The sequence below is a fragment of the uncultured Brevundimonas sp. genome (genome assembly GCF_963974615.1).
GTDB lineage: Bacteria > Pseudomonadota > Alphaproteobacteria > Caulobacterales > Caulobacteraceae > Brevundimonas.
In genome coordinates this window covers 121,545-134,806 of sequence record NZ_CAXBDH010000010.1, presented here as the reverse complement: position 1 = coordinate 134,806, position 13,262 = coordinate 121,545, and the positions used below count along the sequence as shown (strand labels likewise).

Annotated in this window: 12 protein-coding genes; 6 read left to right on the top strand and 6 right to left on the bottom strand. The window is 66.6% G+C overall.

Annotated features, from left to right (window positions below; genetic code table 11):
- Positions 1-240 precede the first annotated feature (240 nt).
- Entirely contained in the window at positions 241-2,478 is a 2,238-nt protein-coding gene (gene pnp / locus AAC050_RS08800) for a polyribonucleotide nucleotidyltransferase (protein WP_339914704.1), read from the top strand.
- Between the two features lie 96 nt (positions 2,479-2,574).
- Here pnp and AAC050_RS08795 read toward each other — a convergent pair whose 3' ends face one another.
- Together AAC050_RS08795 and rph are read right to left on the bottom strand one after the other, a co-directional pair.
- Entirely contained in the window at positions 2,575-2,982 is a 408-nt protein-coding gene (locus AAC050_RS08795) for a hypothetical protein (protein ID WP_339914703.1), read from the bottom strand.
- Between the two features lie 105 nt (positions 2,983-3,087).
- Positions 3,088-3,804, bottom strand: a complete 717-nt coding sequence (gene rph / locus AAC050_RS08790) for a ribonuclease PH (protein WP_339914702.1) — start codon at positions 3,802-3,804, stop codon at positions 3,088-3,090.
- 90 nt (positions 3,805-3,894) lie between these two features.
- Between rph and hrcA the strand changes: the two genes are divergently transcribed.
- Together hrcA and grpE are read left to right on the top strand one after the other, a co-directional pair.
- On the top strand, positions 3,895-4,956 hold the full coding sequence (hrcA, locus tag AAC050_RS08785) for a heat-inducible transcriptional repressor HrcA (protein WP_339914709.1): 1,062 nt from the start codon (positions 3,895-3,897) through the stop codon (positions 4,954-4,956).
- Positions 4,953-5,597 (top strand): nucleotide exchange factor GrpE, encoded by a 645-nt coding sequence (gene grpE / locus AAC050_RS08780; protein WP_339914701.1) that lies wholly within the window; start codon positions 4,953-4,955, stop codon positions 5,595-5,597. Before hrcA ends, grpE begins: the two co-directional genes overlap by 4 nt.
- 3 nt (positions 5,598-5,600) lie before the next feature.
- Here the strand turns inward: grpE and AAC050_RS08775 are convergent, their stop codons facing one another.
- Positions 5,601-6,491: a dienelactone hydrolase family protein gene (locus AAC050_RS08775; RefSeq protein WP_339914700.1), complete on the bottom strand. Its 891-nt coding sequence runs from the start codon at positions 6,489-6,491 to the stop codon at positions 5,601-5,603.
- Positions 6,492-6,572: 81 nt separating this feature from the next.
- A complete protein-coding gene (locus AAC050_RS08770) occupies positions 6,573-7,190 on the bottom strand; it encodes an alpha-ketoglutarate-dependent dioxygenase AlkB (protein WP_339914699.1) in 618 nt (205 codons plus the stop codon).
- A gap of 284 nt (positions 7,191-7,474) precedes the next feature.
- Here AAC050_RS08770 and dnaK point away from each other — a divergent pair, with 284 nt between their 5' ends.
- From dnaK to dapB, 3 genes are all read left to right on the top strand, one after another.
- Entirely contained in the window at positions 7,475-9,391 is a 1,917-nt protein-coding gene (dnaK, locus tag AAC050_RS08765; protein ID WP_339914698.1) for a molecular chaperone DnaK, read from the top strand.
- A 168-nt stretch (positions 9,392-9,559) separates the two neighbouring features.
- Positions 9,560-10,765, top strand: coding sequence for a molecular chaperone DnaJ (gene dnaJ / locus AAC050_RS08760; RefSeq protein ID WP_339914697.1), 1,206 nt, complete (start codon positions 9,560-9,562; stop codon positions 10,763-10,765).
- The gene (gene dapB, locus AAC050_RS08755; RefSeq protein ID WP_339914696.1) at positions 10,762-11,511 is read left to right on the top strand and encodes a 4-hydroxy-tetrahydrodipicolinate reductase; all 750 of its coding nucleotides are present in this window, start codon (positions 10,762-10,764) and stop codon (positions 11,509-11,511) included. The genes dnaJ and dapB overlap by 4 nt, the downstream gene beginning before the upstream one ends.
- A gap of 25 nt (positions 11,512-11,536) precedes the next feature.
- Here the strand turns inward: dapB and dut are convergent, their stop codons facing one another.
- Positions 11,537-11,986: a dUTP diphosphatase gene (gene dut, locus AAC050_RS08750; protein ID WP_339914695.1), complete on the bottom strand. Its 450-nt coding sequence runs from the start codon at positions 11,984-11,986 to the stop codon at positions 11,537-11,539.
- A gap of 19 nt (positions 11,987-12,005) precedes the next feature.
- Positions 12,006-13,229 carry a bifunctional phosphopantothenoylcysteine decarboxylase/phosphopantothenate--cysteine ligase CoaBC gene (coaBC, locus tag AAC050_RS08745; RefSeq protein ID WP_339914694.1) on the bottom strand — a complete coding sequence of 408 codons (1,224 nt, stop codon included), beginning with the start codon at positions 13,227-13,229 and terminating at the stop codon, positions 12,006-12,008.
- Between the last annotated feature and the right edge of the window lie 33 nt (positions 13,230-13,262).

The window sequence follows — 13,262 nt, the reverse complement described above, 5'->3', positions numbered from 1 at the left end:
AATCTGGACCATTTTTTGGATTCAGGTCGATTCGACCTGAAACAAAAATGGTCTAAGACCCACCTGCGCGCCGCAGGCTCTACTCCGGCGCATGACGCGAGGGCCAGACCGGTCCTCTTTTACTCCCGGGTCTTCCGCGATGGCGCGGCGACCTCCGGATCGAAGGACTGAACGCCCGACGCTCCACCCGCTTATGGGACCCCGTGCGGAATCCGCCCACGGGACGACGAAAGACAGAATATGTTCGACATTAAACGCAAGACGATCGACTGGGCCGGCCGGCCGCTGACGCTGGAGACGGGCCGTATCGCCCGCCAGGCCGACGGCGCCGTTCTGGCCACCTACGGCGAGACCATCGTGCTGGCCACGGTCGTCTACGGCCGCGCCCCCAAGCCGGGCCTCGACTTTTTCCCCCTGACCGTCAACTACCAGGAAAAGACCTTCGCCGCTGGCAAGATTCCGGGTGGCTATTTCAAGCGTGAGGGCCGACCAACCGAAAAAGAGACCCTGGTCTCGCGCCTGATCGACCGTCCGATCCGCCCGCTGTTCGTCAAGGGCTTCAAGAACGAGACCCAGGTCGTCATCACCGTGCTGCAGCACGACATGGAAAACGATCCCGACGTCATCGGCATGGTCGCCGCCTCGGCCGCCCTGACCATCTCGGGCGTCCCCTTCATGGGCCCGATCGGTGCCGCGCGCGTCGGCTATATCGACGGTGAATACGTCCTCAACCCGACCCTCGACCAGCTCCCGGACAGCAGCCTCGACCTCGTCGTCGCCGGCACCCAGGACGCCCTGATGATGGTTGAGTCCGAGGCCAAGGAGCTGTCGGAAGACATCATGCTCAACGCCCTGATGTTTGCACATCGCGGCATGCAGCCGGTGATCGACGCGATCATCGAACTGGCCGAGCACGCCGCCAAGGAGCCCTTCGACTTCCAGGCCGACGACGTCTCCGCCATCGTCACCGACATCAAGAAGCTGGTCGGCAACGACATCAAGGCCGCCTATACCCACGTCGCCAAACACGCCCGCCACGAAGCGGTCGGTGCGGCCAAGAAGAAGGCCTCCGCCGCCCTGGTGAAGACCGACGAGAACCCCGACGGCGTCGATGCCTCGCGGTTCGGCGTGGCCTTCAAGGAATGCGAAGCCAACGTCCTGCGTCGCGACATCATCGACAACAGCCACCGCGTCGACGGCCGTGCCCTCGACAAGGTGCGTGCGATCGTCTCGGAAGTCGGCGTCTTCCCGCGCACCCACGGTTCGGCCCTGTTCACCCGCGGTGAGACCCAGGCCATCGTCGTCGCCACCCTCGGCACCGGCGAGGACGAGCAATACGTCGACGCCCTGGCCGGGACCTACAAAGAGAAATTCCTGCTGCACTACAACTTCCCTCCCTATTCGGTCGGCGAGACCGGTCGGATGGGCGGCGCGGGCCGTCGGGAAATCGGCCACGGCAAGCTGGCCTGGCGGGCTATCCGCCCGATGCTGCCGTCGGCGGAAGACTTCCCCTACACCATCCGTCTGGTATCCGAGATCACCGAGTCCAACGGTTCGTCCTCAATGGCCACGGTCTGCGGTTCGTCGCTGGCGCTGATGGATGCGGGCGTGCCCCTGATCCGTCCGGTCTCCGGCATCGCCATGGGCCTGATCCTCGAGCCGACCGGCGAATTCGCCATCCTGTCCGACATCCTGGGTGATGAAGATCACCTCGGCGACATGGACTTCAAGGTGGCCGGTACCCGCGAGGGCATCACCAGCCTGCAGATGGACATCAAGGTCGCCGGCATCACCGAAGAGATCATGCGCAAGGCGATCGCCCAGGCTTCGGCCGGCCGTCTGCACATCCTCGACGAGATGGACAAGGCCATCGACGGTGCCCGCACCGAGCTCGGCGAATACGCGCCCAAGATCGAGTCGATCAAGGTTCCGGTCGACAAGATCCGCGACATCATCGGCACCGGCGGCAAGATCATCCGCGAGATCGTCGAAAAGACCGGTGCCAAGGTCAACATCGAGGACGACGGCACCGTCAAGATCGCCGCCTCGGACCAGGAAAAGATCGACGCCGCCAAGGCCTGGATCTCGTCCATCGTCTCCGAGCCCGAGCCCGGCACCATCTACAACGGCAAGGTCGTCAAGGTCGTCGACTTCGGGGCCTTCGTGAACTTCTTCGGGGCCAAGGACGGCCTGGTCCACGTGTCCCAGATCGCCCTGGAACGCGTCGCCAACCCGGCCGACGTCCTGTCGGAAGGCCAGGAGGTCAAGGTCAAATTCCTCGGCTTCGACGATCGCGGCAAGACCAAGCTGTCGATGAAGGTCGTCGACCAGACCACCGGTGAGGACCTGACCGACAAGATCAACGCTGAACGCGCCGAACGCGGTGAGCCGGCCCTGACCGAGGACACCGGCGGCGGTGGCCGCAAGCGTGAAGGCGGTGGCGGTGACCGCGGTCGCAGCCGTCCGCGTCGCGACTAGAATACCACCGGACCGGTTTCCGGTCTGAATTGATGAAGGCCCCGCCGGTGACGGCGGGGCCTTTTTCATGTCCGGTCGCCAGTCGGCCGGACCGGCTCAGGTGGTGCACTCGGCCGGTTTCTCTTCATCCGGCCCGAACATGGCGCAGCCGCGGTCGATCTCGTTCTGGATCAGGGCGCAGCTGTTCTCGACATTACAGGGCGGATGGGTGGCCGGGCTGACCTGGAGACAGCGTTCAACCAGTCGTGCCGCCGCCGCCGCGCCGACCTTCGACCGGCAGGACCCGGACGCTTCGGCCGGCGTGGTAAAGACCGGGGCAGGTACAGGGGCCGGAGCGGGGGCCAGGGCCGGGTCGACCTCTTCCTGCGGCGGCGCATCCGCCGGCATCACCGGCAGGGCCGGTTCCACCGCCTCGACGGCATCGACGGGGGTCTCGGCCGCAGGCTTGCAGGCAGCCAGGACGGCCACAACGGCCAGAGCGGCAAAGGTGGACACGGGACGCATGACGGACTCTCCGGTTCGGACACGGTTCCACACGATGCCCCGGTTCGCCGCACGGCGAAACCCCGACGCAAAAAAGCGGGACATCGTGGCCCCGGGCGGGCCGCTCTAGCGCTTCAGCGCCGCCCGCTGCAGGACGAACAGCTCGGCACAGCCACCCTCGGCCAGTTCAAACAGCCGGTCGAACTCAGCCCGCGACAGGCCGCGCTTCTCGCCCGTGGCCTGAATCTCGACGATCTGGCCGGCCCCGGTCAGGACGAAGTTGGAATCGGCCTCGGCGTTGGAATCCTCCTCATAGTCGAGGTCCAGCACCGGCAGGTCGTTGAACACGCCGCATGACACGGCCGCGACCTGATCGAGGATCGGATCGGTCTTCATCACGCCCTCGGCGCGCAAATAGTCAAAGGCGCTGGCCATGGCCACCCAGGCCCCGGTAATGGCCGCCGTGCGCGTGCCGCCGTCAGCCTGGATCACATCGCAGTCCAGCACCACCTGACGCTCGCCCAGGACCTTCATGTCGACCACGGCCCGCATCGAGCGACCGATCAGTCGCTGGATCTCCTGGGTCCGGCCCGTCTGCTTGCCACTGGCGGCCTCGCGCCGGCCCCGCGTATGGGTCGCGCGCGGCAGCATGCCGTACTCGGCCGTAACCCAGCCCTGGCCCTTGCCGCGCATCCAGCCGGGCACATTGTCCTCGACCGAGGCCGTGACCAGCACCTTTGTGTGCCCGAACGTGACCAGGCACGAGCCTTCGGCATAGCGGTTGACGCCGGTTTCCAGGGTCACGGTGCGAAGCTGATCGGGTTTACGTTCGGAGGGGCGCATACGGTTATCCTAGCAAGAGGCGGCGGCGCTGCTTATCCTGAAACCGTGAGCCTGTATGCCCCCAACCGTTCACCGTTCGGCCCATCCTCCCTGACAACAGGGGGCGGACTGACCGCGCTCGACGGTCGGGCCCGCGATATTTTCCGCCGGATCGTCGAATCCTATCTCGAGACCGGCGACCCGGTCGGCTCGCGCACCCTGTCGCGTGGCGGGGTGCATCTGTCGCCCGCCTCGATCCGCAACACCATGCAGGACCTGACCCTGGCCGGCCTGCTGGCTGCGTCACACAGCTCTGCCGGTCGCATCCCCACCCACGCCGGCCTGCGCCTGTTCGTCGACGGTCTGCTCGAGATCGGAGACCTCGGCCAGGAAGAGCGCCGCGAGATCGACGGTCGCCTTGCCGGACGCGGTCGCAATTTCGAGGAGGCGCTCGATGAGGCCTCCAACCTGCTGTCCGGCCTTGCCGGCGGGGCCGGGATCGTCGCCTCGCCGGTGCGCGACGCCGGCGTCAAACACGTCGAATTCGTCGCTCTTGGGCGCGATCAGGCCCTGGCGGTGCTGGTCGGCGACGACGGTTCGGTCGAAAACCGCATCATGCCCCTGGCGGCCGGGGTCACCCCCTCGACCCTGCAGGAAGCTTCCAACTTCCTCAACGCCCGCCTCAAGGGCCGCCCGCTGGCCGAAGCCCGCACCGAAATGCGCGCCGAGCTCGACGTAGCCCGCCGCGAGCTCGACGCCGCCGCTGCCCGTCTGGTCGAGGACGGCATGGCCGCCTGGTCCGGCGGAGCCGAGCGCGACCGGTCGCTGATCGTGCGCGGCCGGGCCAATCTGCTGCAGGACCGCGAAACCGCCGAGGACCTGGAGCGGGTCCGGGTCCTGTTCGACGATCTCGAGCAGAAAGAACAGCTGATCGGCCTGCTCGACGGCGTCTCCGAAGCCCAGGGCGTGCGCATTTTCATTGGTGCCGAAACACGGTTGTTTTCATTATCGGGTTCCGCACTGATCGCGGCACCCTATATGACGGGCCGACAGAGGGTCGTCGGCGCCATCGGCGTCATCGGCCCCGCGCGATTGAACTACGCCCGAGTCATCCCGCTGGTGGACTACACCGCCCGGGTGCTGGGAAGAATGCTGGACGGACAAGACACGTGAACGACATTAACGACACCGACTTCGATCCCGAGACCGAGGCCAACGCCGAGGCCGGACTGGACGCGCACCCGGCCGAGCACGACGACGACGGCCTCGGCCCGATCGACGCCCTGATCGCCGAACGCGATGAATGGAAGGATCGCGCCCTGCGCGCCGCTGCCGAGGCCGACAACACCCGTCGCCGCGCCGAGGGCCAGATGAACGACGCCCGGGCCTATGCCATCCAGCGGTTCTCCAAGGATCTGCTGGGCGTGGCCGACAGCCTGCAGCGGGCCTTGACCGCCGCGCCGCGCGACGCCGATCCGGCGGCCACCAACCTGGTCACCGGCCTCGAACTGATCGAGAAGGCCCTGCTGTCCGCCTTTGATTCCAACGGGCTCAAACGTGTCGCCCCCGAAGCCGGCGAAGCCTTCGATCCCCACCAGCACCAGGCGGTAATGGAACAGCCGTCCGACACCGTGCCCGGCGGGACCGTGATCCAGACCCTGCAGCCCGGCTACGCCCTGTTCGGCCGCACCGTGCGCCCGGCCATGGTCGCGGTTGCGGCCAAGGGGTCTGGCGCGGCCACGCCGCCCTCCAGCGGGACCGGTCCGTATGATCCGCCCCCGGAAACCGGCGGTCAGTTCGACGAAACCGCCTGAGGCCTAGCGCTTCAACCGGGTCTCAAACAGGGCCAGCAGCCGGTTCCAGCCGTCCGCAGCGGCCTCGGGCCTGTAGCTGGCCCTGTAGTCGGCGTGGAATCCATGCGGCGCACCCGGATAGACCACGACCTCTTCGCCCGTGCCCCCCGCGCGGGCGAGTGCGGCCCTCATGGCGCTGACACTCGACAGGGGAATGCCCTGATCCATCTCGCCGTACAGGCCCAGCACCGGGGCCTTCAGGTCGTCGGCCAGCTCAACCGGCCAGGGCGCGCCGCTCGCCCGCTGTTCGGGGGTCGCCCCCTCCGGCGGGGCCAGACGCCCGTACCAGGCGACGCCGGCGTCGATGGCGGCAAACCGGGCCGCCGCCTGCCACACGACCTTGCCGCCCCAGCAGAAGCCGGTGATGCCGACCTTGCCGGTATCGGCCCACAGCTGCTGACTGGCCCAGTCGAGCGTGCCGGCGATATCACCCATCACCTGCTCGTAACCGGCCGCCGCGACAATCGCCTGGATCCGCTGCATGTCCGCCAGCGGTGCCGGATCCTCGACCCGCACGAAAAACGCCGGCGCAATGGCCGCATAGCCCGCCCCGGCCAGACGACGGCAGATGTCGCGAATATATTCATGGACGCCGAAGATCTCGGACACGACCACAACGACCGGAAAGGGCCCCTCGCCGGCCGGACGGGCGATATAGGCCGGAAGCTCGAACCCGTCAGACGCCGGATAGGTCACGTCGGCGACGCTCAGGCCTGCAACACCGGTTGTGACCGGTCGGGCATCCTGGGCCAGGGCCGCAACCGCGTATCCGGAAAAGAACAACCCGCCCAGAGCCCTGCGGCTGAACCTGAAATCGTCGGGAGTCTGGCCTTCAGGACGGATCAATATGGGCATCAGTGATTACCTCCGGAGCTCGAACCTGATCCGCAACAGTGACGTCATCGCCAATGGCCGTCGAGTCACGATAGCCGGAAGCTAGCGGGCGCGACGCAGGGTCAGGTTTATGCGGCCACCGCCGGGCACCAGTCGCGACGAGCCGGCGATCACCCGGTCGACCCCGTGGCGGGCCAGCCGCGCCGGGCCGGTCAGGGCACAGACGTCCCCCGACCCCAGTCGTAGCGTTGCCGTCTTCCCGCCCCCTGCCGGGCCGAACCGGAACACGGCCGTATCGCCCAGCGAAACCGACAGCACCGGGGCCGCCATGTCGGTCTCGTCCCGATCCTGATGCAGCCCCATACGGGCCTGACCCCGATACAGATTGACCAGACAGGCATCGGGTCGTCCCGGATCGCCGGTCAGGTCGCGCCACAGCTCCAGCAAGGCCCCCGGCAACGGCGGCCAGGGCTCGCCGGTTTCGGGATGGGTCGACTGATAGCGATAGCCCCTGTGATCGGACACCCAGCCCAGCGGGCCGAGATTGGTCATCATTACCGAAAGGGGCCGCCCGCCGGGTGTCACGGGTCGATAAAAGGGGGCCCGCTCGACCGCCGCCAGAACCTCGTCCAGCAGCCGGATCTGGGCCGGTTCCGCCAGGGCCGTCGGCCAATAATGCAGCCCCTCAAGAGTCGTACGGACCGGCTCCAAAGCCCTCACCCTCCACTTTTGAGCTGCACAATCTACGCGCCTGCGCCCGATCCCGGGTCAATTTCACCGGAAAATTGCCTGTAAGGCCGCGGAATTCGCCTCAGAAGGCCAGAAGCCCTTGCAGGGGCTGCGGTCTTTCCCATATCGGCATCAACCGGAGAAAACCCTGCCTGTCGTGGGGCTTTCCAACCGGATACATCGAGTAATCCCCTGAACCTTTTGGGGGCGGTCACGCGCAGCGCTTCATTGAAGGCCGCCGCATCGCCCGCCGCTGGAGTGAAAAGAAAGAGCCCATGGCCAAGATCATCGGCATCGACCTCGGCACGACCAACTCGTGCGTCGCCGTCATGGACGGCAAGAATCCCAAGGTCATTGAAAACGCGGAAGGCAACCGCACGACCCCGTCGGTCGTGGCCATCCAGGACGGCGGCGAGACCCTCGTCGGCCAACCCGCCCGTCGTCAGGCAGTGACCAATCCCACCAACACCCTGTTCGCCATCAAGCGACTGATCGGGCGGAATTTCGACGATCCGGTGGTGGCCAAGGACAAGAAGATGGTCCCGTACGAGATCGTCAAGGGTCCGACCGGCGACGCCTGGGTGCGCGCCAACGGCAAGGACTATTCGCCGCAACAGATCTCGGCCTTCACCCTCGGCAAGATGAAGGAGGCCGCAGAGGCCTACCTCGGCGAGACGGTGACCCAGGCGGTCATCACCGTGCCGGCCTATTTCAACGACGCCCAGCGTCAGGCCACCAAGGACGCCGGCAAGATCGCCGGGCTCGAGGTGCTGCGCATCATCAACGAGCCGACTGCGGCCGCCCTGGCCTACGGTCTCGAAAAGAACGAGGGCCAGAAGATCGCCGTCTATGACCTCGGCGGCGGCACCTTCGACGTCTCGATCCTCGAGATCGGTGACGGCGTGTTCGAGGTGAAGTCGACCAATGGCGACACCTTCCTCGGCGGTGAGGATTTCGACCTGCGTCTGGTCGACTACCTGGCCGACGAGTTCAAGAAGGAACAGGGCGTCGACCTGCGCTCGGACAAGCTGGCCCTGCAACGCCTCAAGGAAGAGGCCGAAAAGGCCAAGAAGGAGCTCAGCTCCACGACCCAGTACGAGGTCAATCTGCCGTTCATCACCATGAACGCTTCGGGCCCGCTGCACCTGAGCATCAAGCTCTCGCGCGCCAAGCTCGAGGCCCTGGTCGATGACCTGGTCCAGCGCACCATCGAGCCCTGCGCCAAGGCGCTGAAGGACGCGGGCCTCAAGGCCTCGGACATCGATGAGGTGGTTCTGGTCGGCGGCATGACCCGTATGCCCATGGTTCAGGAGGCCGTGAAGAAATTCTTCGGCAAGGAGCCGCACAAGGGTGTGAACCCGGACGAGGTCGTGGCGCTCGGGGCCGCGGTCCAGGCCGGCGTGCTGCAGGGTGACGTCAAGGACGTGCTGCTGCTGGACGTGACCCCCCTGACCCTGGGCATCGAGACCCTGGGCGGCGTGTTCACCCCGCTGATCGAACGCAACACCACCATCCCGACCAAGAAGAGCCAGGTGTTCTCCACCGCCGACGATAATCAGTCAGCTGTGACCATCCGGGTCTTCCAGGGTGAGCGGCCGATGGCGTCGGACAACAAGGTGCTGGGTCAGTTCGACCTGATGGGCATTCCCCCCGCACCGCGCGGCATGCCGCAGATCGAGGTCGCCTTCGACATCGACGCCAACGGCATCGTTCATGTGACCGCCAAGGACAAGGCGACCAACAAGGAACAGTCGATCCGCATCCAGGCCAACGGCGGCCTGTCGGACGCCGACATCGAGAAGATGGTCAAGGAAGCCGAGTCCAATGCGGCCGCCGACAAGACCCGCAAGGATCTGGTCGAGGCCCAGAACGGAGCCGACAGCCTGATCCATTCGACCGAAAAGGCCATGGCCGAGCACGGCGACAAGATCGCCGGCGAGGAAAAGGCCGCGATCGAGACTGCGCTTGCCGAGCTCAAGGCGGCCAAGGACAGCACCGACCCGGAAGACATCCGCACCAAGACCAACACCCTGGCCCAGGCCTCGATGAAACTGGGTGAGGCCATGTACGCCAACCAGCAGGGCGAGGGCGCTTCGGATGAGGCTCCCGCCGATGACGGTGTGGTCGACGCCGAATTCGAGGAAGTCTCGGGCGACGGTGAAGCCGGCGACGACGAGAAGAAGAGCGCCTGATCCGGCGTCTGAAACCAGACAGACCCCGCTTGTCGTCCGGCAGGCGGGGTCTTTTCATGAAGCTTGCATCATTCGACCCGGCCCCCATGTCAGTCGGGTCAATCGTTCCGGAACCATACTCGCCGTAACGTGCGACCGGACGGCAAGGGGCAAGAGGACAAACGCCTGATGGCGCGTGATTATTACGAAATTCTGGGTGTGGAGCGCACGATCGACGCGCCCGGACTCAAATCCGCCTATCGCAAGCTGGCGATGCAGCACCACCCTGACCGGAACGGCGGGTGTGAAGACTCCATGGCGCGTTTCAAGGAAATTTCCGAAGCCTATACAGTGCTGTCGGACGATCAGAAGCGGGCCGCCTATGACCGTTTCGGCCACGCCGGAGTCAATGGCGGCGGCGGTGGCGGCGGCCAGCAGGGCTTCCACGACGTCAACGACATCTTCTCCCAGGTCTTCGGCGACGCCTTCGGCGACGTCTTCGGCGGCCGCGGCGGTCGCCAGCAGCAGAACGGGCCGCGCCGCGGCTCGGACCTGCGCTACGACCTCGAAATCACCCTAGAACAGGCCTATCGCGGCGCGGACGTCGGGATCGGCGTGCCCTCGACCGCCACCTGCGACAGCTGCGAGGGCTCGGGTGCCAAAAAGGGCACAAAACCCGTCACCTGCACCACCTGCCAGGGTGCCGGCCGCGTGCGTCAGGCCAACGGCTTCTTCCAGGTCGAACGCACCTGTCCGCGCTGCGGGGGCGGCGGCCAGATGATCGCCGAGCCCTGCACGGCCTGTCACGGGCACGGTCAGGTCCGCAAGACCCGCCAACTGTCGCTCAAGATTCCGGCCGGAGTCGATGATGGCTCGCGCATTCGCCTGTCCGGTGAGGGGGATTCCGGTCTCCGGGGTGGGCCGCGCGGCGACCTCTATGTCTTTTTGTCAGTCACGCCGCATGAGCTGTTCGAACGCGACAACCTCGACCTTCTGGTGACCGTACCGGTGCCGATGACCACGGCCGTACTGGGCGGCGAGATCGACGCCCCCTGCCTGGTTTCGGAAGCCTGCGATGGCCAGTGCAAGGCCCGTGTTCAGGTTCCGGCCGGGGCCCAGACCGGCAAGACGGTCCGGATCAAGGGCAAGGGCATGCCTCACCTGAACGGACGCCAGCGTGGCGATCTGCTGGTCGAGTTGTTCGTGGAGACCCCGACCGACCTGACCAGTCGCCAGCGCGAATTAGTCGAGGAGCTGGCCGCGACCTTCGGTGAGAACCAGAGCCCGCGGAATTCCAATTTCGCCGGCAAGGCCAAACGCTTCTGGGCCGACATCCTCGGCAGTGACCCGCCAGGACCCGGCGCGACTCCGGATTCGAAAGAAACGACCGCGTGAGCGCGCTGTTTCACGCCGGTATTTCCGGCGCGCGCGGCCGGATGGGTCGGGCTGTATCGCAGGTTCTGGACGCCCGCGATGACGTCGTCGTCGCGGCCCGGTTCGACCGCGGCGAGACCGCGGATCTCGCTCTGTGCGACGTGGTGATCGACTTCTCCACGCCGGATGCGTCGATCGCCTTGGCCCGGGCCTGTGCCGAACGCGGCGGACCGGCCATGGTCATCGGATCGACTGGTTTCACCGAGGCCCAGGAAGCCGAACTGGCCGGGATTTCAGAGAAGATCGCCATTGTCCGCAGCGGCAATTTCTCGCTGGGTGTGAACATTCTGATCGGACTGGTCGAGCACGCCGCCCAGCGGCTGGATGCCGCAGACTGGGACATCGAGGTCCTTGAGGCCCATCACCGGCGCAAGGTGGACGCCCCTTCGGGCACGGCCCTGATGCTGGGCGCGGCGGCGGCTTCGGGTCGGGGTCATGATCTCGCGACCCTGAGGACCGCCCCCAATGACGGCCTCACCGGTGAGCGTGAGGTCGGGAAGATCGGCTTCGCGTCGCTGCGCGCGGGGGGAATTGTCGGCGACCACACGGTGATGTTCGCGTCCGAGGACGAGGTCCTGACCCTCAACCATTCGGCCATCGACCGGTCCCTGTTCGCCAAGGGGGCGGTCGCGGCGGCGGCCTGGGTGCGCAGCCGCGGACCCGGCCTCTATGACATGCAGGACGTTCTGGGCTTCAGACAGGCCTGAGGCCCCCTCGCCTGTCCCGACGACGCTAGCGTCCGGTCGAGCCGAACCCGCCGGCCCCGCGCGAGGTCGCGTCCAGAGCCTCGACCTCGACCATCGTCACCTGTTCGTGGCGGGCGATGACCAGCTGGGCGATCCGGTCACCCCGCTGGATGACAAAGGCCTCGGCCCCGAGGTTGGCCAGGATCACACCGACCTCTCCCCGGTAGTCGCTGTCGATGGTGCCGGGCGAGTTCAGGCAGGTAATCCCGTGCTTGAGCGCCAGACCGGACCGGGGCCGGACTTGGGCCTCATAGCCACGCTCCAGTGCAATCTTCAGGCCGGTGGGCACCAGGGCCCGCGTACCGGGCGCGAGGACCATGGGCTGGTCCCCGGCGACAGCGGCCCGCAGGTCCATACCGGCTGAGCCCGCCGTCTCATAGGCCGGCAGCGGCAAACCCTCGGAATGGGGCAGGCGTTCGATGCGTACGTCTGTCATCTGGGCTTTCCTGTCGGATTCAGGCGAAATGGGCGGCGATACGGGCAGACAGTTTTCGCGCCACATCGACCTTGGACTGACGGTCCCAGTCTTCGCTGGTGCCGTCACGCCTGAACAGGGTCACCGCATTGCTGTCGGCCCCGAACACGTCACCGGATACGTCATTGGCGAGGATCCAGTCACAGCCCTTGCGAGACAATTTGGCCCGCGCATTCTGCTCCACCTCTGTGGTTTCGGCGGCAAATCCGATGACCAGGGCGGGCCGACGCGGCCCGGCCGCCGCAACACCGGCAAGAATGTCGGGGTTTTCGATCAGGGCCAGGGACGGGGGGCCGCCCGGGGCCTTCTTGATCTTGCCGCCGGCAACGCCATCGACGCGCCAGTCCGCCACGGCGGCGCTCATCACGGCGATATCGACAGGCAGGGCGGCGTCGACGGCCGCCTTCATCTCGACCGCCGTTTCGATCCAGACGCGGTGAACCCCTTCAGGTACCGGCAGGGCCACCGGCCCCGACACCAGCGTCACCTCGGCCCCGAGCTCGGCCAGGGCCCGGGCGATCGCATAGCCCTGCTTGCCACTGGAGCGATTGGTCAGGCCACGCACCGGGTCGATCGGCTCAAACGTCGGGCCGGCGGTCACCACGGCGCGACGTCCCGCCAGACTCTGGCCGGAGCCGTCGCTCAACAGGTGCCGGATCGACGCCAGGATTGCCTCGGGCTCGGCCATGCGCCCGGGCCCGAATTCGCCACAGGCCATCTCGCCGTCGTCAGGACCGACGAGACTGACCTGATGCAGACCGTTGAACCCCGTCAGTCGGGCGACATTGGCCTGGACCGCCGGGTGCTGCCACATCCGCACATTCATCGCCGGGGCCATCAGAACCCGCTTGTCCGTGGCCAGAAGGGTCGTCGAGGCCAGGTCGTCGGCCATGCCGTTGGCCGCCTTGGCCATCAGGCCGGCCGTCGCTGGGGCCACGACCACCAGATCGGCCCAGCGGGACAGCTCGATATGTCCCATCGTCGTTTCGTCATCCGGCGAGAACAGGGCCTGATGAACCGGATGGCCACTCAGGGACGCCAGCGACAGCGGGGTCACGAACTCGGCCCCACCCGACGTCAGCACCGTGCGCACGCTCGCGCCGGCCCGACGCAGCAGCCGTATGAGCTCCAGCGACTTGTAGGCGGCGATACCGCCTCCGATGATCAGCAGGATCCTGCGCGTATTGAGCGAAGCTTCGGACATCCGTCTCATCTAGCGACGCGCCACGCCTGCGTC

Bases quoted from the DNA above. Each gene is read 5' to 3' on its own strand.
- pnp (WP_339914704.1), top strand. From the start codon at position 241: ATGTTCGACATTAAACGCAAGACGATCGACTGGGCCGGCCGGCCGCTG.
- AAC050_RS08795 (WP_339914703.1), bottom strand. From the start codon at position 2,982: ATGCGTCCCGTGTCCACCTTTGCCGCTCTGGCCGTTGTGGCCGTCCTG.
- rph (WP_339914702.1), bottom strand. From the start codon at position 3,804: ATGCGCCCCTCCGAACGTAAACCCGATCAGCTTCGCACCGTGACCCTG.
- AAC050_RS08775 (WP_339914700.1), bottom strand. From the start codon at position 6,491: ATGCCCATATTGATCCGTCCTGAAGGCCAGACTCCCGACGATTTCAGG.
- dnaK (WP_339914698.1), top strand. From the start codon at position 7,475: ATGGCCAAGATCATCGGCATCGACCTCGGCACGACCAACTCGTGCGTC.
- dnaJ (WP_339914697.1), top strand. From the start codon at position 9,560: ATGGCGCGTGATTATTACGAAATTCTGGGTGTGGAGCGCACGATCGAC.
- dut (WP_339914695.1), bottom strand. From the start codon at position 11,986: ATGACAGACGTACGCATCGAACGCCTGCCCCATTCCGAGGGTTTGCCG.
- coaBC (WP_339914694.1), bottom strand. From the start codon at position 13,229: ATGTCCGAAGCTTCGCTCAATACGCGCAGGATCCTGCTGATCATCGGA.